The sequence below is a fragment of the Corynebacterium sp. HMSC036D03 genome, assembly GCF_001836185.1.
In the GTDB taxonomy this organism is placed as follows: Bacteria; Actinomycetota; Actinomycetes; order Mycobacteriales; family Mycobacteriaceae; genus Corynebacterium; species Corynebacterium simulans.
In genome coordinates, this window is sequence record NZ_KV827743.1 from 99,477 (window position 1) to 118,700 (window position 19,224).

General features: G+C 60.9%; 16 protein-coding genes. 3 read left to right on the top strand and 13 right to left on the bottom strand.

Annotation, left to right across the window (positions count from 1 at the left end; translation table 11 throughout):
- Positions 1–16: 16 nt before the first annotated feature.
- Positions 17–487, top strand: a complete 471-nt coding sequence (locus tag HMPREF2692_RS07705) for a GNAT family N-acetyltransferase (protein ID WP_070823301.1) — start codon at positions 17–19, stop codon at positions 485–487.
- Here HMPREF2692_RS07705 and purT read toward each other — a convergent pair.
- The 3 genes from purT to gltS all read right to left on the bottom strand — a co-directional run bounded on the left by purT (position 484) and on the right by gltS (position 4,721).
- Positions 484–1,833: a formate-dependent phosphoribosylglycinamide formyltransferase gene (gene purT / locus HMPREF2692_RS07710; protein WP_070823303.1), complete on the bottom strand. Its 1,350-nt coding sequence runs from the start codon at positions 1,831–1,833 to the stop codon at positions 484–486. The genes HMPREF2692_RS07705 and purT overlap by 4 nt on opposite strands.
- A 257-nt stretch (positions 1,834–2,090) precedes the next feature.
- Positions 2,091–3,383, bottom strand: coding sequence for an adenylosuccinate synthase (locus tag HMPREF2692_RS07715; protein ID WP_070518569.1), 1,293 nt, complete (start codon positions 3,381–3,383; stop codon positions 2,091–2,093).
- Positions 3,384–3,500: 117 nt separating this feature from the next.
- Positions 3,501–4,721 (bottom strand): sodium/glutamate symporter, encoded by a 1,221-nt coding sequence (gltS, locus tag HMPREF2692_RS07720; RefSeq protein ID WP_210386809.1) that lies wholly within the window; start codon positions 4,719–4,721, stop codon positions 3,501–3,503.
- Between the two features lie 220 nt (positions 4,722–4,941).
- Here gltS and HMPREF2692_RS07725 point away from each other — a divergent pair, with 220 nt between their 5' ends.
- Positions 4,942–5,838 carry a hypothetical protein gene (locus tag HMPREF2692_RS07725; protein ID WP_070823304.1) on the top strand — a complete coding sequence of 299 codons (897 nt, stop codon included), beginning with the start codon at positions 4,942–4,944 and terminating at the stop codon, positions 5,836–5,838.
- A gap of 24 nt (positions 5,839–5,862) precedes the next feature.
- Here HMPREF2692_RS07725 and HMPREF2692_RS07730 read toward each other — a convergent pair whose 3' ends face one another.
- The 9 genes from HMPREF2692_RS07730 to HMPREF2692_RS07770 all read right to left on the bottom strand — a co-directional run bounded on the left by HMPREF2692_RS07730 (position 5,863) and on the right by HMPREF2692_RS07770 (position 17,079).
- Positions 5,863–7,071: an FUSC family protein gene (locus tag HMPREF2692_RS07730; RefSeq protein WP_070823306.1), complete on the bottom strand. Its 1,209-nt coding sequence runs from the start codon at positions 7,069–7,071 to the stop codon at positions 5,863–5,865.
- A 363-nt stretch (positions 7,072–7,434) separates the two neighbouring features.
- Positions 7,435–8,469 (bottom strand): class II fructose-bisphosphate aldolase, encoded by a 1,035-nt coding sequence (gene fbaA / locus HMPREF2692_RS07735; protein ID WP_061924895.1) that lies wholly within the window; start codon positions 8,467–8,469, stop codon positions 7,435–7,437.
- 173 nt (positions 8,470–8,642) lie between these two features.
- Complete coding sequence (locus HMPREF2692_RS07740) at positions 8,643–9,839, bottom strand: glycoside hydrolase family 76 protein (RefSeq protein ID WP_070823308.1); 1,197 nt, start codon at positions 9,837–9,839, stop codon at positions 8,643–8,645.
- A 62-nt stretch (positions 9,840–9,901) separates the two neighbouring features.
- Positions 9,902–10,585: a TrmH family RNA methyltransferase gene (locus tag HMPREF2692_RS07745; RefSeq protein ID WP_070432287.1), complete on the bottom strand. Its 684-nt coding sequence runs from the start codon at positions 10,583–10,585 to the stop codon at positions 9,902–9,904.
- Positions 10,572–11,117 carry an orotate phosphoribosyltransferase gene (gene pyrE / locus HMPREF2692_RS07750; protein ID WP_070432286.1) on the bottom strand — a complete coding sequence of 182 codons (546 nt, stop codon included), beginning with the start codon at positions 11,115–11,117 and terminating at the stop codon, positions 10,572–10,574. The genes HMPREF2692_RS07745 and pyrE overlap by 14 nt, the downstream gene beginning before the upstream one ends.
- Positions 11,118–11,185: 68 nt before the next feature.
- Positions 11,186–12,424: a type III secretion system chaperone family protein gene (locus HMPREF2692_RS07755; RefSeq protein ID WP_070823310.1), complete on the bottom strand. Its 1,239-nt coding sequence runs from the start codon at positions 12,422–12,424 to the stop codon at positions 11,186–11,188.
- 69 nt (positions 12,425–12,493) lie between these two features.
- Complete coding sequence (locus tag HMPREF2692_RS07760; RefSeq protein ID WP_070731683.1) at positions 12,494–13,342, bottom strand: sulfurtransferase; 849 nt, start codon at positions 13,340–13,342, stop codon at positions 12,494–12,496.
- 47 nt (positions 13,343–13,389) lie between these two features.
- Positions 13,390–15,951, bottom strand: a complete 2,562-nt coding sequence (gene clpB / locus HMPREF2692_RS07765; protein WP_070497924.1) for an ATP-dependent chaperone ClpB — start codon at positions 15,949–15,951, stop codon at positions 13,390–13,392.
- 303 nt (positions 15,952–16,254) lie between these two features.
- The gene (locus HMPREF2692_RS07770) at positions 16,255–17,079 is read right to left on the bottom strand and encodes an aminoglycoside adenylyltransferase domain-containing protein (protein WP_070823352.1); all 825 of its coding nucleotides are present in this window, start codon (positions 17,077–17,079) and stop codon (positions 16,255–16,257) included.
- An 84-nt stretch (positions 17,080–17,163) separates the two neighbouring features.
- Between HMPREF2692_RS07770 and HMPREF2692_RS07775 the strand changes: the two genes are divergently transcribed.
- Positions 17,164–18,399, top strand: coding sequence for an FAD-binding oxidoreductase (locus tag HMPREF2692_RS07775; RefSeq protein ID WP_061924916.1), 1,236 nt, complete (start codon positions 17,164–17,166; stop codon positions 18,397–18,399).
- Here the strand turns inward: HMPREF2692_RS07775 and HMPREF2692_RS07780 are convergent.
- The gene (locus HMPREF2692_RS07780; RefSeq protein ID WP_062036978.1) at positions 18,396–19,205 is read right to left on the bottom strand and encodes a carbon-nitrogen hydrolase family protein; all 810 of its coding nucleotides are present in this window, start codon (positions 19,203–19,205) and stop codon (positions 18,396–18,398) included. The genes HMPREF2692_RS07775 and HMPREF2692_RS07780 overlap by 4 nt on opposite strands.
- Positions 19,206–19,224 lie beyond the last annotated feature (19 nt).

Genomic DNA, 19,224 nt, shown 5'->3' on the forward strand with positions numbered 1-19,224 from the left:
CGTACAATCGTGTACCATGACTTACACGATTTCCGCTGCGAACTTGTCTCATCTCAGCCCGCTGCAGGTGCACGAGCTGTATAAGTTGCGAGTGGACGTCTTCGTGCACGAGCAACAGTGCCCATATACAGAAATCGACGATACGGATGCACGCGATAGCACGGTGCATATCCTGGCGATTGATGATGAGACCCAGCAGCTGGCTGGCACCGCGCGCGTCTTCCCCTCCACGCTGGATGGCGAGGAGGTAGCCCAGTTTGGCCGCTTTGCGTTGGACAAGCAGGCCCGCGGCACGGGGCTGGGCAAGCAGGTCATGGAAGCGGCTTTGCAGTATGCCGCGGTGGCCATGAGCGGCCAGCCGGTCTACTTGGAGGCACAGGCACCGCTGGTGGATTACTACGGCGCCTATGGTTTTAAGGTGTGCGGCGCGCTTTTCGACGACGAGGGCATCCCCCACCAGCCGATGATTCTGCGCCGCGAGAGCTAATCGTCTGCGGAACGGTTGAGAACTGGGTCGACCTCGACGACGGGCTCAGCCACCTCGACGAAATCGATGTCCGCGGCGTCGTTAGCTACTGGGTCCACGGCCTGTGCATTGGCGACAACGTGCGCGTTCGGGGTCTGGCTGATGCTGATCTTGGCGGCGGCAAGCGCGGCACGGTCGCGCGCAGTCTCGACGTCTTCTGCGGTGGTTGCCACCATGCCCATGCGGCGGCCAGCGTAGGCACCGGGCTTGCCAAAGAGACGGACGTCGGTCTCTTCGAAGGCCATGGCCTCTGCAACGCCGCTATAAGCGACGTCGTCAGTCGCGGCGTCGGCATGCAGCACCACGCTGGCACCTGGCGAGGTTAGGGTGACGTCAATTGGGTAGCCCAAGATGGCACGGGCGTGCAGCTCGAACTCGGAGAAGCGCTGCGTGTAACCGGTGAGCATGGCGGTATCGGAAGGGCGCGGGGAGACGGAAGAAAAATACACATCCTCGCCGGCGACGAAGAGCTCGACGCCGTAGACGCCGCGTCCGCCTAGCTCGTTGGAGATGCGCGCGGCAACGGAGCGTGCGTTCTCAAGTGCGATCTCGCTCATGGCCAGCGGTTGCCAGGATTCGATGAGGTCGCCGCGCTCGTGGCGGTGACCGATGGGCTCGCTAAACCAGGTGCAGAGCTTGCCCGTTGCAGGGTCGATGGAGCGAACGGCGAGGAGGGTGACCTCGTAGTCAAAGTCCACGAAGCGCTCAGCGATGACGCGCTTTTCATCGGAGGACACGCGGCGCACGAGGTTCCAAGCGTCCTTGAGATCATCCTCATCCTTGACCAGCATGTGGCCCTTGCCGGAGGTTGCCACATCCGGCTTTACGATGCACGGCATGCCGAGCTCATGGACGGCTTCGGCAAGCTCCTCCGCGGAGCTGGCAAAACGGTATGCGGTTACGGGCAGGCCAATGTTTTCGGCCGCCTCACGGATGGTCTGGCGGGACTGGGTCAGTTCGCACGCCCGGGCGCTAGGGACGACGACCGCTGGGGTTTCGGACTCAAGCCGCGACAACGCCTCGACGGCCACAACCTCAACTTCGGGGACGATATAGTCTGGCCGGATGCGCTGGGCGATTTCAAGGACTTTGGCTTCATCGGTGATGTCTGCGATGTAGCTAAAGTGCGCGAGCTGTTGTGCAGGGGCGCCGGCGTAGCGGTCAACAGCGTGTACCTCAAGGCCCAAGTTCTGGAAGGCAATGACTAGTTGCTTGCCCAGCTCGCCTGCACCAAGCAGCAGCACTTTGGTGGCGTTACCGGTAAGGGGGGTACCTATATGACCTGCGATGTCGCCTGAAATATCCATCCTTGAATTATTGCATACCAACCCCACAGACATATTAACGAAAAGCCAGGCTGGCCTTTCGCAGGCTTATCAAGCTCCGCAGGCATATCCGGATGCATCTAGCTAAGCCAGGAGACTAATTACCAATGCCCCTGTAGCAACCAGTGCCACGCCGCCAAAAACCTGCTCACTGTGATCCGAAAAACACAGATACAGCAATAGAAATGCGAGATATCGGATTAGATATCTCGCATTTGTCGAACTTAAGTAACGTACATCTAGTGGTCGGTCATGACGTCATGGCGGACGATGGTTTGGTCACGGCCGGGGCCCACGCCGATGTAGGACATGCGGCAACCTGAGAGTTCCTCAAGGCGGAGGACGTAGTCCTGAGCCTTCTGCGGAAGCTCCTCAAAGGTCTTGCAGCCCGTGATGTCCTCCTCCCATGCCGGCATGGTCTCAAAGATTGGCGTTGCGTGATGGAACTCAGACTGGGTCAGCGGCATCTCATCGTAGCGCTTGCCATCGACGTCGTAAGCCACGCAGATCGGAATCTCGCCAATACCGGTGAGCACGTCCAGCTTGGTCAGGAAGTAATCGGTGAAGCCATTAACGCGCGTGGCGTAGCGCGCAATGACGGAGTCGTACCAGCCACAGCGGCGCTTACGGCCGGTGTTAACGCCGATCTCACCACCGGTGGTCTGTAGGTACTCGCCCCACTTGTCAAAGAGCTCAGTTGGGAACGGGCCGGCACCCACGCGGGTGGTGTAGGCCTTGATGATGCCCAGCGAGGTCTTGATGCGGGTCGGGCCAATACCGGAGCCCACGGAAGCACCGCCGGCAGACGGGTTCGAGGACGTAACGAACGGGTAGGTGCCGTGATCCACATCCAACATGGTGGCCTGGCCGCCCTCCATCAGGATGTGCTTGCCCTCCTCCAAGGCCTTGTTGAGCTCCAGCTCTGCATCGATAACCATCGGTGCTAGGCGCTCGCGGTAGCTCAAGAAGTAGTCCACGATCTGGTCAGGGTCAATCGCCTTGCGGTTGTACATCTTCACCAGCATCTGGTTCTTGATGTCCAGCGCAGACTCAACCTTTTGCCGCAGGATGGACTCATCGAAGATATCCTGCACGCGGATACCGATGCGAGCGACCTTATCGGAATAAGCCGGGCCAATACCGCGGCCCGTGGTGCCAATGGCGCGCTTGCCCAAGAAACGCTCCTGCACGCGGTCCAGGGTCTGGTGGTACGGCGCTACCAGGTGAGCGTTCGCGGAGATTCGCAGGCGCGAGGCATTCGCGCCGCGTGCCTCAAGGCCGTCGATCTCATCAAAGAGAGCTTCAAGATTAATGACAACGCCGTTGCCCAATACCGGAGTTGCATTCTCAGAGAGAATGCCGGCGGGAAGGAGCTTGAGCTCATACTTCTCGCCGCCAACTACAACAGTATGGCCAGCGTTATTGCCGCCATTCGGCTTGACTACGTAGTCAACCTTGCCACCGAGGATATCGGTGGCCTTACCTTTACCTTCGTCGCCCCATTGAGCGCCAACGATGACGATTGCTGCCATGTCTGGGTGTCACTTCCTAATGATTGAAGCCAAATACGCAACCACTTTACCCCTAGAAGTGTGCAGACGGGTATTAATTGACAGCTCTCATTTTTTAACACGGCTGCTTCGCCGCGTTTACGCGATGTTCAGGAATACCAAGATGTTTACGATGTTCGCGAAGTCGATGAACATGCCGCCAATGATCGGCAGGATGAAGAAAGCCAGCTTGGATTCCTTGAACTTGGTGACCACGGAGTCCATGTTTGCCATGCCGTTCGGGGTAGCGCCCATACCGAAGCCGCAGTGGCCAGCGGTAAGAACCGCGGCGTCGTAGTCGCGGCCCATGACGCGGAAGGTGACAAAGTTAGCAAACAGCCACATGAGTGCCGTCTGACCCACCAGCAGAATGAGCATAGGGACAGCCAGCTCAGCGAGCTCCCAGAGCTTGATGTTCATAAGAGCCATCGCCAGGAAGAAGTTCAGGCCAATGACGCCGAGAATCTCAACCTCTTGGGTTGGGACCAGTTCCTTGTATTCCTTCTGCTCACGAGAGTCATTAATAAAGCGCAGGATAATCGCCACAATCATGGAGCCGAAGTAAAGCGGGAAGGCCGCCTTATCGGTGAGCATGCCCACGAAGTGGTTCATCGCATCGGTCACGAAGCTACCGATGAGCATCGAAACCAGAATCATCACGAAGGCGTGCAGCATGGCGTCGCCGCGCAGCTTGCGGGCGACGTGAGCAATCAGCGACTCGTCAACGTCGACCTCTACTGCCTTCTGATCCATCAGGTTGCCCTTGGTAATCAGGCGGTTAGCCAGCGGGCCGCCCATAAGCGAGCCCATGATGAGGCCAAAGGTAGCTGCGGTGTAAGCCACGGTTTCTGCACCGCTAACACCAGACTGCTCGACAAGAGGCGCGATACCGCCAGAAACACCGTGACCACCGGTCATGGAAACGGAGCCCGTCATCAAGGCCAACTTGGCATCGACACCAACGATTGGAGCCAGGCCCACGGCAACGACGTTCTGCAGAATGGTCAGAACAATCGCCACAACGAGGAAGACCATTACCTTCGGGCCGGCGGCGCGCAGCACCTTCAACGATGCGCCATAGCCCACCGTGGTAAAGAAGATAACCATGAAGAAGCTCTGCAGCGTGGTATCGAACGTAATCTCAGCGATACCAGTCTGGTGCAGCACCAGGTTGATCAAAGCAAAGAGGAAGCCACCGATAACCGGGGCCGGAATAGCAAAGCGCTCAAAGAAGTAGATCCGCTGCTTGAGCCAAATACCCAGCAAGAGCAACACGACAGCGATGCCGATGGACTGGATCATGGTGAATTCAATTGCCAAGATGAAGCCTCCGTGAAGTTGTCGGGATAGTTACCTGTGTGCCACAGCACGAAGATAAATAAAATGTGAAGTTGAAAGTAGTGTGGACTAAAAATATATCCCCATGTGGCCCCCTCCACCCCAATTGGCGGTTATCAAGGGGGGTAATTTGCGTTGTAGGGTGTAGGAGTTATGCCCCAATTCGCGGGGTGATTCGCTGGGAAAGGCAAGGTAACTCACGGTGGCCCTAATCGTTGTTCGTTGCGGTAGCAGACTCAGCCTGGATTTGCCCCCACACGCAGAAGTTCTCGACGTCAGCGCGGTTCCCACCCGCTCCGAGCTTCGTCCGCTAGATGCAGCCGCGAAGACCGCACTGCCGGAAGATCCCACCCCTTCGCTCGATGAGATTGCCGCCCAACCAGACGTCCGGCATTTGAGTACCCCCGCCTTCGCGCCGCAAGCACCCCACTTGGTGGAACCACTACGCATCGTCGTGGTTGGAGACGACTCCGCCTTGAGCGCAGTTCTTAGCCGCATGATGCGCGGCGACTACCTGTGGACCGAGCTCGCCTATGTGCCCACGGATTCTTCTTCGCCCGCTGCCCGCAACTGGGGTCTGCCTACTGATCTGCAATCTGCGCTCAGCGTTGCGCTTTCAGCACCGGTTCACCCAGTGCCACTCATCCGCAATGATGCAGGTCTTGCCGTGGCAGGCTCGGCTTCGATTTCCGAATGGAATAACACGGACATCACCGGCGAGATCATCGTGGATGATCATGTTGTCGTCCGCCACGAAGGTACCGGCAAGGCCGGCATCGGTACGTATGGTGCCCGGTTGGTACCAATGATTGACGCACCGGGAATTTTGGCAGCGAAGGCTATCTCCCCCGTTGCTGAATCTGCAGACCTAGGGCTTGCTGAAGTCGCAAAGTCCGGCTTCGGCGGATGGCTGCGATCGAAGTTCTCCTCCCCCATCGCCTCCGGTCAGCTCGATGAATCCAGCATCTGTACCGGCCGCGCGGTGCAAGCGGGCGGCCCGGAGTTGCGCGTGATTGTCGATGGCGTCAGCGCAAAGCGAGCCGTCAAGCGCGTGACTTTCTACCGGCATCTGCGTGATCTGCAGGTTGTACGGCCTTAATTATTACGGCTTTACTTCGTGCGTTTAGTCGGCGTCGAGCACTTCCGGTGGATAGGCCGGATGGTCAGAGGTGGGGGCAAGCTGCGCCACGGCAGATTCGCGGGACATGCCGCAGACCATCAGCAGGTCAACGATGATGGACCGGGTCTGTGCGAGGAGTGAATAGGCGGAAAGAACGCCGTCCTCGCCAAGCACGTCCATGGTGGCGTTCGCGCCGAGGACGCGTAAGCGGTACACAATCTCCGGGATGACCACGGCCTCGTTGGCCCGCGATTCCTTGCTGCTGGCCCGGCCGTAGAGCTCGGCGAGCTCATACGTAACGTCGGAAAGCTCGTCGATGAGGTCAAGCTGGGCTTCGGTGACGTGGTCGCCGTCCTCCGAAAGCACCAAGGCCCGGCGGGAAAGCACGCGCACACCGCGGATGGCGTTGTCCACCGGGGTGAGGATGCGCTCCAGGGAGCGGATGTTGCGCTGCCAGCTCCACAGGAATGGGGAAACTTTGACGGTCTCGGCGCTGCCCTTGGCCGCCTGGAGCATGTCATTGATATCGCTCTGCGTACCGCGGACGGCGTCGCGAGCTTCCAGGATCGCCTTCTCATCGCCGTCGCGGAGGCCGCCGGCAACGTCGGAAAGCACTGCAGAAGCCACCCGCAGAACCTTGGATACTTCCTTACGCACGGCGCGCAATGGGGAGGTCGGAATGAGGGCGACCATGCAGATGCCGATGAAGGCGCCGATGATGGCGTCGATGGCGCGGGAGAGTCCGCCCATCTCCTCCGGGGGCATGATGGTGGCGATCAGGATGGCGCCGATGGCCACTTGGTTGCTGATGAGCTGCGACTCGGTCACGAAGGACGCGATGAGCAGCGAGCAACCGATGATTATGGTCATGTGGATAGGGCCGGTGCCCAGGCCGTCAACCAGGAGGGTGCCCACGATAACGCCGACGATGCCGCCGATGGAGAGATCCACCGCGCGTTTAAGGCGGTCCCCGCCGGACAGGCCCAAGATGATGATGACGGACATCGGCGCGAAGAACGGCTGAGCGTGGCCGAAGACGACGTGCGCGACGAAGAAAGCCAGGCCGGCGCCGAGGGTGGACTGGACGATGTAGAGGAAGCGGGACTTCACGCGCGCAAACCGGGATTTGACCGAGCGGTCAAAGCTGCGCAGCTGTTGGCGCGTGGTCAGCTTGGCCCGTTCCTTGGTGCTCTTATCCTTTGCTTCCGCCATGGTTTCCTTATCTTAGTTCGCCCGTGTGGATTGCTTGGCTCTGGTTTGGGGTCGGCCTGGGTCGTGGCTGGGTTCGGCCTGGGTCGTGGCTGGGTTCGCTCTAGATGGTGAGGTCACCTCACCACTTGCGGGCCTCATTTGCCCCATTGGTTTACACTAGTCCCTTTTGTTGTGCGGTGACCTCACCATTTGGGTTTTGCTTCCGGTTTGACTCGGGCGAGGATGTTGGTCAGGGACTTTGCCGGCGCATTCTTTGATGCTAAACGCAGCAAAGCCGCTCCTCCCTCCCAGCGGCTGCGGGGTTCCCTGCGGCTGCGGGGGGTGGGGGAACGGCTCTGTGTGGTGTGGGTTTAGTGGTCAGTCTTACTTGGAGATGGACTTACCCACGGAGTGCAGGTCGGTGCAGGCCTCAACCACGCGCTCAGCCATGGACTGCTCTGCCTTCTTCATGTAGGAGCGTGGGTCGTAGACCTTCTTGTTGCCAACCTCGCCGTCGATCTTGAAGACGCCGTCGTAGTTAGCGAACATGTGGCGGGCAACCGGGTTGGTGAAGGCGTACTGAGTATCGGTGTCAACGTTCATCTTCACAACGCCGTAGGACAGAGCCTGCTCGATCTTTTCCTTCTCGGAGCCGGAGCCGCCGTGGAAGACGAAGTCGAATGGCTTGGAGCCCTCTTCCAGGCCGAGCTTCTTGACGGCAGCCTTCTGGCCTTCGTCGAGAACCTCTGGGCGCAGCTTCACGTTGCCCGGCTTGTAAACGCCGTGGACGTTGCCGAAGGTAGCAGCCAGCAAGTAGCGGCCCTTCTCGCCGGTACCAAGTGCATCGATGGTCTTTTCAAAATCCTCAACGGAGGTGTAGAGGTTTGCGCCGGCCTTCGCCTGGACGCCGTCCTCTTCGCCGCCAACGACGCCGATCTCAGCCTCGAGGATGATGTTTGCCTTGCGTGCCTTCTCCAGCAGCTCCTGGGCGATGACGAGGTTCTCGTCGATTGGGATTGCGGAGCCATCCCACATGTGGGACTGGAACAAAGGCAGCTCGCCGCGGTCAACGCGCTCCTGGGAGATGGCGATGAGGGGGCGGACGTACTCGTCCAGAACTTCCTTCTGGCAGTGGTCGGTGTGCAGTGCAACGTTAATGCCGTAGTGCTTTGCCGCCTCGTGAGCGAAAGCTGCCAGAGCCTGAGCACCTGCCACCTTGTTCTTCACGGAAAGGCCAGAGCCGAACTCAGCGCCGCCGGTGGAGAACTGGATAATGCCGTCAGACTCAGCTTCTGCGAAACCGCGCAGAGCCGCGTTGATGGTCTCAGAAGAGGTGCAGTTGATGGCTGGGAATGCAAAACCGCCCTGCTTGGCGGTATCCAGCATCTGGTTATAGACCTCAGGAGTTGCGATTGGCATGAAGTTCCATCCTTAGTGTGTTGGGGCAATCACGTTCCAAGTCCCAAGTATGCCTGTTTTTGCCCGATTTCGCCGCCAGAATTTTTGTGAACTTCCTTAATGCAGGCAGGCGCCTGGTGGGCGGTTGCCGATACGCAGGTGAAACCACAAAATAGTACGGTTGTAATGCGTTTTTATTTTTCTTGGGACTGGTGTTTCATGACTCGTGCGCAGGCCTCGAGCAGCATCCAGCCTGACAATTGGACCGAAAGATCACGCTCTGCAACACGGATGATGCCTACCTTTTCGCCGACGGTATGCGGCCCGAAGCCGTAATTATGTGGCAGGCGAGCATCGGTGGTCCAGTCGGAGCCGAAGATAGGTAGACCATCTACCTCCAGGCGGTGTTCCCACACGGATTCAGCAGAGGCCACGACCATGCGAGCCGCAAGCTTCTTGGTGGCGCGGTTAGCCGGGGAATCGCCCGGCAATCGCACAGCAACGTCCGCGAGGTAGCGCACGAGGATGCCCTTGAACAGGCCACCATCTCCGTCGCCCGTCATCCAGTTGATAACGCCGGACGGGGTAGCCATTCCGGTTGCCACTGCCTGCACTAGGCCACGGATGTTGGTGATGTAGTGCATCGTATCCGCTGCCAGCTCGGCTTCCTGAATGGTGTCGATGCTCTCCAGGGAGGTCAACCCAGCTTTCTCGCGCAGTGCCAATGCAATTTCCAGGCAGGCGCCCAGAACCACGCCCTGGCAATACGGGTGGATAGCCTTCACGATTTCCGGGCCGTCCATACGCATGCGCACGCCGTCCATGATGAAGCCGTCATCATCAACCAGATGGTCATAGATCCAGTCCACGATGTGGCGGGCCTCGTCGATGCGCCCCATGCGGGCAAGCATGATGGCGCCGGGGCCGTTGGATGGCACGTTCAGGAAGGTCTCGCCCTCGCGCCACGGCAGCACGCCGATTTGGGGGTCGGTACCTTCCAGGATGTTGCGCTGCAAGGAGCCTAGGCGCTTATGCGGCTTGATGCGCTTGAGCTGCTCGGCACGCTCCATAGCCAGGGCCAGCCACGCCTTGTCGTCGTAATAACGATTCTTCGTAAGCTGGCTCATGTTACGAATACGGATACCGCGCATGGTGTCCACGATGCGGGCGCGGCGCGCCTTGGTGTTGTTACGCAGCGCGGCGTCTACCAGGCAATCGAGGTAATGAGCTTGCCACCAGTAGTGCCAGTGGACGAAGAGTTTCTCCTTACCAGTCGGCGGCCAGCTGACGACCGCAAGATTGGTACGCGGAATTGACCATACGTTTTGCGCATGGCGTTCATTGATGGCGGTTTCCGCGAGGTCCGCGCGGTGTGCCCATGTCTCTTCCACTGTAGATCTATCACTCTCGATTATGGTTTCGTTACTCCATCTTATCTACTTGAGATAACGATTTACCACGCTTTTTCTAAGTCAGCATGCTGACGAATCCACGCATGCATGGCGATGCCCGCGGCGACGCCCGCGTTGATCGAACGAGTCGAGCCAAATTGGGCAATGGAACAGGTCATTAACGCTGCATCTTGGGCTGCTTGGGTAACGCCGGGGCCTTCTTGTCCAAACAAAAGCAGGCAGCGCTCCGGCAGCTCGGCTGTTTCAAGGGGGACGCATCCGGGGGTGTTATCGATGGCGACAACAGTTAGCCCTTCGGCGTTGGCCCACTGCAAAAGCTCCTCCACCGTGGCATGATGCTGCAGGTGCTGGTAGCGGTCAGTGACCATGGCCCCACGGCGATTCCAACGGCGACGCCCCACGATATGCACGGTGTCGACGGCGAAGGCATTCGCGGTGCGCACCACGGTTCCGATGTTGGAATCGTTCTCGAAGTTCTCGATGGCGATGTGCAGGGCGTGCCGGCGCTTATCGATGTCCGCGGTGATCGCTTCCCTGCTCCAGTAACGGTAGGCGTCAACCACGTTGCGGCGATCACCCTCGCGCAGCAGCTCTGGGTCATACTGCGCACCGTCTGGCCAGGGGCCCTCCCACGGCCCGACGCCGTGGCGGCCTTCGTTCCACTCGGTAGGGCCCTTGCCTGTCTCTATAGGCTCTTGCGCGAATGGGTTATTAGGCGAGGTCAAGGTCTTCCAAGCTCAGCAGGTAGCGGTACTCAAGGCCCTCAGCGGCGATAACTTCGCCAGCGCCGGTTGCGCGATCCACAACGGTGGCCACACCGACGACCTCGGCGCCTGCCTCTCGCAGTGCCTCGACGGCGGTCAGCGGGGAGTTGCCGGTGGTGGTGGTGTCCTCAACCACGAGGACCTTAGCGCCGGTGACGTCGAAGCCCTCAATGCGGCGCTGCATGCCGTGCTTCTTGGCTTCCTTGCGTACCACGAAGGCGTCGATATCGCGGCCGTCGGCATGCATGACGGAGGTAGCGACGGGGTCAGCACCCAGGGTCAGGCCGCCAACTGCCACGTAGTCCCAGTCCGCGGTCAGCTCGCGCAGCAAGGAGCCGATGAGGCGGGAGGCCTCGTGCTGAAGGGTGGCGCGGCGCAGGTCAACGTAGTAGTCAGCCTCCTTGCCGGAGGACAAGGTGACCTTGCCGTGTACAACAGCCAGTTCCTTGACCAGCTCTGCCAGACGGGCCTTTTTCTGTGCATCCAAGCTCATGGCTCTCCTTTTTGTTTCTTATGCCGCTTCTTGTCCCCGCCATGTTTTGCGGGATTATCGCTTTAAGACTACTCGTTTGCTTCTTCGTCGCCGAAGATGGTCGAGCGGCCGTTGAGATCACGGCGCATGCGCGCTTGCGCCTTATCGAGCAGGGGGCGCTCGCGGCCGTCGGCAATGGCGTCGACTTCGTCTGCCCCCAGCGCGCTGTGGTCAACCTCGCCGAGGGTCTCACTGCGGGTGCGGCTCGGCAGCTCTACCGGCTCTTCCGGGCGCTGGATGTGCGGGCGCTGGATTTCCTCGTGGTCCGGCACAAGGGTGGGCCCGGTCGGCTCGGGCTGCGGCGGCTCAGGGATCTCGCGGCTCGGGTCCAGCTCAGCCACGCGCAGCACCTGCATCGCGGCCGAACGCGGCGGCAGAACACGGGCGCAATCGGCAAGTTTTGCAAGCGGGGCCAGCATGGCATCCCACTGCACGCCGCGCGCGTGCTTGGTGGTTTGAGCAAGCACCCATTCGGATTCCATCCACGCCGCGGTGACTTCCTCGGGCATCTGCTCAAGGGCTACTTCTAGACGCTCATCGATGAGCCGCTTGCCGACGCCCGCGTCGGTTGCGAACATCTCGAATCCTTCAACGTCGTCGACCTTGATCAGGTCCTCCGAAAAATGTTCTTCTGCGAGACCGATGCGGCGGAAATCCACCACGATGTCTGATGCCGCACCGGTGCGCATTGCCATGACGTTGATGCCGCCCAAGTCCATCAGCAGCATCTCGTGACCATGCACGAACCCTGCCACGATATCCTTCGGCGCCGCACCCAGGGCCGCTGCGCCACGCATCCATTCATCAGCCAGGTAATCATCCTGCTTGGTGTACTCGAACTGGTGATGCTCGCCCCATGCCTTGCGCTCACGGCGCAGCGACCCGGGCACCAAGTCACGCGCACGCAGCAGGTGCTCGTTTTTGCGCTCCGGCGCCACCTGCTTCCCGGCGGCCACTGGCTCCGATTCAGCCTCCTGCTTCTGCTCGTCCATGGCTGCTTCGGTGGCCGCCTGGTCCTTCTCTACTGGGGCGGGCTCTTGTACTGAGGCAGGCTCTTCCTCCACTGCGTTTTCTGCAGAAGCAAGTCCTTCCTCCTGCGGTTCAAACGTTTCGGCTTCACGTGGCTCGTCAGCGGTGGGACGCTCTGACGATTCGAGGCTCTCGACAGGGGTAGTGCCGTCAAGCTGGTTGGTGCGCTGGCGCTTGTCGAGGAGGAGAAGCGCGACGCCGGCCGCGGCGAGGACTAGGGCAATGATCAGAATAGGCATCACCCCAAGACTTTAGTAGGAAGTCTTGGGGTGAGTAGGCTGGCGCGCTGGTTAATTTACGCAGGCTATTTATACAGTCGTGCGGTCGCCGCGCTCGACCGGGTTGGATGGGTCTGCGGACCACTGGGACCAGCCACCGACGAAGTGGCGCAGGCCAGTAAATCCAAGGCCCTCCAGGATGCCGATGGTCAGCGCGGAGTGGTTACCGGAACCGGAGTAGACGATGGCGTCCTTGACGTTTTCCTTGGTGATGCCAGCGTTGTCGAGGATCTCTAGGATTTTCTCGTCAGACTTGATGGTCTTGTCTTCGTTGTGGAACTGGCGCTCCGGCAGGTTCACTGCACCGGGAATATGGCCGGCCTTCAGATCGAGGTGTTCACGGCGGCCAGCGAAGCGGTTTGCCGTACGAGTATCGATGAACAGGCCGTCGTGGGCCTTGACGTCCTCAATAGTGGCAGTCGGCATAGAGCCCGGCGTGATTTCGACCTCGGTGGCAAGACCAAGGTTGCCTGGGCCCGTAAGGGTGGCAAAGCCCTGGCGGCGCCAATTAGCCAAGCCACCATCGAGCATGCGTACGTTCTTAAAGCCCGCCCAGCGCAGGGTCCACCAAGCGCGTGCAGCGAAGAGGCCACGGCCTTCGTCGTAGACCACGATCTCCCAATCGGGACGCAGTCCCCATGCCTCGCAGCTCTCCTTCAAGCGCTCCGGGTTAACAAGCGGGTTACGGCCCACCTTGGAGCCAGGAAGGCCGACGAAGGAGTGCGCAGCGTCGGCGAACTGCGCGGTAGGAATGTGCAGGGAGGCGAACTGGTTGTATGCCTCCCCCTCACCTGGTGCCCACAAAGATGCAAGAAGTGCGACGCGCTCGCCGCGGTAAATGGATTGCTGGAGTTCGCTTGGAGAAACCAAATTGCTCATGGCTCTAGATTCTAGGGCCATGAGCACTTCGGCGCTTCTTACGCAGGCTAGCTGCGCTTGCTATTGAGCTCCAGGTGCTCGCCGCCGTCAGCGACGTCGACTTGGACGGTGTCGCCGTCCATGACCTCGCCGGCCAAAAGCTGGCGGGCAAGCTGGTCACCAATAGCTTGCTGCACTAGGCGGCGCAGCGGGCGGGCGCCGTAAGCAGGGTCGTAGCCGCGCTCGGCGAGCCACAGCTTCGCGGCGTCGGAAACCTGCAGGTTCAGGCGGCGCCCTTGCAACCTCGATGCCAGAGCATCGAGCTGGATGTCGACGATGCCGGCCAGCAGCTCAGAGGACAGAGACTCGAACATCACGACATCATCGAGACGGTTAATGAACTCCGGCTTGAAGTTGCGCTTGACGGCCTCCATGACCTCCTCCTTGGTGCCACCGGCACCGAGGTTCGAGGTCAGGATGATGACCGTATTGCGGAAGTCCACGGTGCGACCCTGGCCGTCGGTCAGGCGGCCCTCATCGAGGACCTGCAGCAGAACGTCGAAGACGTCTTGGTGCGCCTTTTCCACTTCGTCGAAAAGCACGAGTGTGTACGGGCGGCGACGCACGGCCTCCGTGAGCTGGCCGCCGGCATCGTAGCCAACGTATCCCGGAGGGGCACCGACGAGGCGGGCTACGGAGTGCTTCTCCCCGTACTCAGACATGTCGATGCGCACCATCGCGGACTCATCGTCGAAGAGGAAGTCCGCCAGGGCCTTAGCCAGCTCCGTCTTACCCACGCCCGTAGGCCCAAGGAAGAGGAAGGAGCCGGTCGGACGATCCGGGTCCGCAACGCCCGCGCGAGCGCGGCGCACGGCATCGGAGACGGCCTTGACCGCTTCTTTCTGACCCACCACGCGGCGGCCCAGCTCGGCCTCCATGTTGAGCAGCTTCTGGGTCTCACCCTGCAGCATCTTGCCAGCCGGAATGCCGGTCCACGCGGAAACCACCTCAGCGATGGTGTCTGGGGTGACCTCCTCTACCAGCATGGTGTTGGACTGCGCGTTGGCGCGCACCTCGGCGTCGGCAAGCTGCTTCTCCAACTCGGGAATGCGACCATAACGCAGCTCGGAGGTCAACTCGTAGTCACCGTCGCGCTCGGCAATCTCGGCCTGGCGCTTCAGATCCTCCAACTCCTCCTTGGCGTGCTGGACTTCATCGATAGCCTTCTTCTCGTTGGCCCAACGAGCCTTGAGCTCCCCGAGCTTTTCGCGTTCGTCGGCAAGCTCCTGCTGCAGCTTGCTCAGACGGTCCTGGCTGGCGGCGTCCTTTTCCTTCTTCAGCGCCAGCTCCTCGATCTCCATGCGGCGCACGACGCGCTCCAGCTCGTCAATCTCCTGCGGGGAGGAGTCAATTTCCATGCGCAAGCGGGAACCGGCCTCGTCAACCAAGTCGATTGCCTTGTCTGGCAAGAAGCGATTGGTGATGTAGCGATTAGACAGCTCAGCTGCAGAAACCAGCGCGGAGTCCATGATGCGCACACCGTGGTGGACCTCGTAGCGCTCCTTCAGGCCACGCAGGATGCCCACGGTATCTTCAACAGAGGGCTCAGCCGCATAGACCTGCTGGAAGCGGCGCTCCAAAGCGGCGTCCTTCTCGATGTACTTGCGGTACTCGTCCAAGGTGGTAGCGCCCACCAGGCGCAGCTCACCGCGGGCCAGCATCGGCTTAATCATGTTGCCAGCGTCCATGGAACCCTCGCCCGTGGCGCCCGCGCCGACGATGGTATGCAGCTCGTCGATGAACGTGATGATCTGGCCTTCCGAGGCCTTGATCTCATCCAGCACTGCCTTCAAGCGCTCCTCGAACTCGCCCCGGTACTTCGCGCCGGCGACCATGGAGCCCAAGTCGAGGCTCAGCAAGGTCTTGCCCTTGAGGGACTCCGGGACGTCGCCTGCCACGATGCGGCGAGCCAGGCCCTCCACGATGGCGGTCTTGCCCACGCCCGGCTCACCGATAAGGACTGGGTTGTTCTTTGTGCGGCGGGAAAGCACCTGCACGACGCGGCGAATTTCCTGGTCGCGGCCGATAACCGGGTCAATCTTGCCCTCCCGCGCACGGGCGGTTAGGTCGGTGGCGTACTTCTCCAGCGCCTGGAACTGCTCCTCTGGGTTCTCAGAGGTGACCTTCGCGGCCCCGCGCACCGAAGGGAAAGCGCCCTTCAGCGCATCAAAGGTAGCGCCGCGGCCGGTAAGCAGCTCGGCGGCGTCAGTCTTAGAGCCGGCGATAGCAGCGAGAAGAACCTCGGTGGAGACGTACTCATCGCCCAATTCGCCCGCCAGCTCCTGCGCGCGGGTCAAGACGTTGAGACCGTCGCGGTTAAAGTTCGGGTTCGCCATCCCAGAGCCCTCAGCCTTGGGATAGGAATCCACAAGTGCGCGCGCCTCCTTGAGCACGGTTTCCGGATCGACGCCGGTGGCCTTGAGGACCGGTGCGGCGATGCCGTCTTCTTGGCTAAGGATGGCCGCTAGTAGGTGCGCCGGGCGAATGTCCGGATTGCCGTTGGAAGAGGCGGTCTGCAGCGCCTGCTGTAAGGCCTCTTGGGTCTTGGTGGTGGGGTTGAAAGCACTCATTGCTTCCTCCTTGGAAGTTGTTTATTAGAAGGTTTATTGCCTGATATTTACAACAACGCATCCAAAGTTGAGTTTGTTCCACTCAACTTCAAATTTTCTTTTCTTCCCTGCCTGAGCGTAGCAGACTCAAGTTTTCCTTGCCGTTTAATCGCTTCGCTGAGCACTTAGGCACCGCATAGAAAAGGGAAACCGCACAATCGTGCGAGGTTCCAGACGTAGGCCACCTGGCCTTCCGGCTCAATCCCCAGCTCCACCAGCCCGTCGCGAGTTAGCGCCAGAAACAGGCCGAAGGTGGCGTCAAGTTCAGCTCGGAAGCTGCTCCGACCTGGAGATGATCTCGCGCATGCAGACGGCAGTCAGCCGTCGCCATTCGCTTTTCGGTGGAGCGCTTGGAGCATTCTCTCCGCTGAGATGAGCAAGTGCTACGCCGAGGATCGGTGCGTGATGAGGGAACAATCCAAGAGCACGCGCTCCGGCCTCCTGCTTGCTGATGACCTCACCCGTCGTGAGCGTCGCGTGCATCCGCGCAGGTCCAAGGAGCCGCCATTGGACCCTCCCGGCTCCGAGGGCTCCACGCCCTCTCTCGGTGCGCAGCATCAGCGGCTTCCAGTACCCCAGCAGGTTGTTCAGGGTCCATGGCCGGAGCTCGTCGGGCTGCGGGTCTAGGCCCCAGGTCGAGACGTCCCCTCCCCGTAGCGCGATGCCGCCGTGCTGGAGCTCGTGCCAGATCACGGGATTCACATCGAACGCGCCCCTGGGGTTGAAGATCTCGCCCACGTGGGAAGCGATCGGCTCGATCTGTGTCACAGGGCGCGTGATCTCCGAGTCCCACACGAACGAGGTGTTGCAGCACGCGCTGATGTCCATTCCTCGAACAGCTCGCCCGAGCAGCCGCGGGAGCTGGGAGAGGTGCAGAGCGCGCAGGCGTGGGATCAGGTCGGAGCGCTCCCGCCAGGCGTCATCAAGCGTGGCGATCAGGTCGATGTCGCTGGCCTTCGGGCGATACGCACCCAGCGCAACAGAACCGCCCACCACGACACCCGTGATCGCTCCAGGCAGCAGCCAATCGGCGGCGTCCAGATACGAACGGCCCGCTCGACGAACTTCGTGCGGTAGTGCGACCTCCATGCGCTCATCATACGGAGAAGCCACCTCGAAGCGGCTTCCCTAAACCAGATCGCCCGCGGCCGCGGGCAAGTAGGATGGGCCAGCATGAAGGAATTGGGCGAACACATCCGCAGGCACGCTGACGATTACCGCGATGCGGTGCATCAGCACTTCTTTGCCACCGTCGCGGAGTCGCGCCAAATCTTCGCTCTATCCATGCGTGATACCCACCCGGCACTGGCGCCTGCAGTGGCGTGGATATTGGATGCGGCTGACGATGCCGGCTTCCTCCCAGAAGAGACCATCGAGCGCGTCCGCGAGCTAGGCAAGGAGCACCGCCGCCACGGCTTCCCCACAGAGATTTATCCCAAGTTCGAGGCCTCCCTGAACGAGGGGTTTATCGCGTTGGGACTGACTCAGCACCAGCTAGTGGTGGCAAAGCGCGCCGTCCACACTGTGTGCACCACGATGGCACAGGCGGCGCATGCTGCCGACATCGCCGGCATCGCCCCGGCCCACAGCGCGCAGGTAGTCGCCGTAGAACACCCCAACCGCAATACTGCGGTGGTGCGGCTGGAATCCGGTGCGCCCATCGAATACGAGGCGGGCCAGCATTTTCCCATCACCTCGCAGCTGCTGCCCGGCACCTGGCGCATGCTGACCCCGGCGCATCCGGCGGACACTACGGGCCAGCTGCTCTTCCACATTGCGCTGGCTGGCGACGCCTCCTCTATGCTGGCCAAGGCAAAGCCCGGCGATTGGTGGACCCTGGGTAACCCTGCCGGAAACTTTCCGAACTTGCACGACGGCAAGGCCACCGCGCTCATAAGCTTCGGCACGGGATGGGCGGGCGCCCGCGCCGCTCTCCTAGATTGCTTGGCTGCCGGCGAAGTGCCGAAGAACCTCAGCGTCTACAGCGTGGCTTCTTCCCCTGGCGAACACTACGACACCCACTTCCAGGCTAATCTCCAGGCCCTCTTGCCTGAGCTTTCGTTTCATAACATTTCCCGCAGCGAGCAGGATCCCTGGCTGCTCGGCGCGCAGCCGCAGGCAGAGGGCTTCGCATCCGAAACCGCCGGTGAATCCCAAGACCCCATCGCCGTGGTGCTACGCCACGAGAAGGACGCAGCCAAGGACAAGCGCTTCATCTTGGTAGGCCCCGCCGACCGAGTCGAGGTGGCACGCGAATCCCTCCTAGCAGCCGGCATCCCAGCTGGCAATATCCACGCCCAATCCTGGCAGCGCGGCCACGAGTGGGCCGCATCCGCCGCAGACCTAGACGGCTGGGAGGACTGGGATGCGTGGGCGGCCTGGAAGAAGTCGGAGTGGACGCAAACTTAAGCCTCGAGGACCGGCAGCGCTTTGCGGGTCAGGGCAACGAGGTCGGAGTCGATCTCGGCGTAGATGATCTCCGGCTCGTAGCCGGCCTCGACTACGCGGGTGCCATCGGGGGCTACAACTACTGAATGGCCAATGCCGGTGGGACCAGAGTCTTGGCCAGCCATCTCCGCGCCGCCTGGACGGGCTTGGCCCGCAGCCACGATATAAGAGGTGGAGTCTAGAGCACGCGCCGCGGTGAGCAGACGCCACTGCTCCAGCTTGCCGGGACCGTCAGCCCAGCTAGTAGGAACGACGATTACCTGCGCGCCCTGGCGAGCCAGCTCCTTGAACTGCTCTGGGAAGCGGATGTCATAACAGGTGGCCACGCCAACGGTAATGCCCGCGACGTCGAAAGCGACTAGCGCCTCACCCGCACGCACGGTATCGGATTCCTTGTAATTGAAGGCGTCATAAGTGTGGATTTTGTCGTAACCGCCAAGAACGTCCGGGCCCGCGATGAGCGCGGTGTTGCTCACGCGGTTGATGGTCTTGCCATCACGCTCAACGGTGTCCGCTGGGCTGAACATGCCAAGCACGACGGTGACCCCCAGCTGCTGCGCTACCGCACGGATGGTGGTGACGAAGGAACCATCAAGGCCCTGGGCCTGCTCGTCTAAGCGGCCAGCCCCGAAGGCCTGGGACGTGGCCTCAGGCAACACGATCAGTTGCGCACCATTCTCAGCGGCCTCACGGATCTTCTCCACGGCCAGCTCAAGGTTCTCCTCGAGGTTACCGCCGGTCAAAATTTGCACTGCTGCTACCAACATGACACCCCAAACTAGCCGA

Coding starts and splice junctions, on each gene's coding strand:
- HMPREF2692_RS07705 (WP_070823301.1), top strand. CDS start 17: ATGACTTACACGATTTCCGCTGCGAACTTGTCTCATCTCAGCCCGCTG.
- purT (WP_070823303.1), bottom strand. CDS start 1,833: ATGGATATTTCAGGCGACATCGCAGGTCATATAGGTACCCCCCTTACC.
- HMPREF2692_RS07715 (WP_070518569.1), bottom strand. CDS start 3,383: ATGGCAGCAATCGTCATCGTTGGCGCTCAATGGGGCGACGAAGGTAAA.
- HMPREF2692_RS07730 (WP_070823306.1), bottom strand. CDS start 7,071: ATGGCGGAAGCAAAGGATAAGAGCACCAAGGAACGGGCCAAGCTGACC.
- fbaA (WP_061924895.1), bottom strand. CDS start 8,469: ATGCCAATCGCAACTCCTGAGGTCTATAACCAGATGCTGGATACCGCC.
- pyrE (WP_070432286.1), bottom strand. CDS start 11,117: ATGAGCTTGGATGCACAGAAAAAGGCCCGTCTGGCAGAGCTGGTCAAG.
- HMPREF2692_RS07755 (WP_070823310.1), bottom strand. CDS start 12,424: ATGCCTATTCTGATCATTGCCCTAGTCCTCGCCGCGGCCGGCGTCGCG.
- HMPREF2692_RS07760 (WP_070731683.1), bottom strand. CDS start 13,342: ATGAGCAATTTGGTTTCTCCAAGCGAACTCCAGCAATCCATTTACCGC.
- clpB (WP_070497924.1), bottom strand. CDS start 15,951: ATGAGTGCTTTCAACCCCACCACCAAGACCCAAGAGGCCTTACAGCAG.
- HMPREF2692_RS07770 (WP_070823352.1), bottom strand. CDS start 17,079: ATGGAGGTCGCACTACCGCACGAAGTTCGTCGAGCGGGCCGTTCGTAT.
- HMPREF2692_RS07775 (WP_061924916.1), top strand. CDS start 17,164: ATGAAGGAATTGGGCGAACACATCCGCAGGCACGCTGACGATTACCGC.
- HMPREF2692_RS07780 (WP_062036978.1), bottom strand. CDS start 19,205: ATGTTGGTAGCAGCAGTGCAAATTTTGACCGGCGGTAACCTCGAGGAG.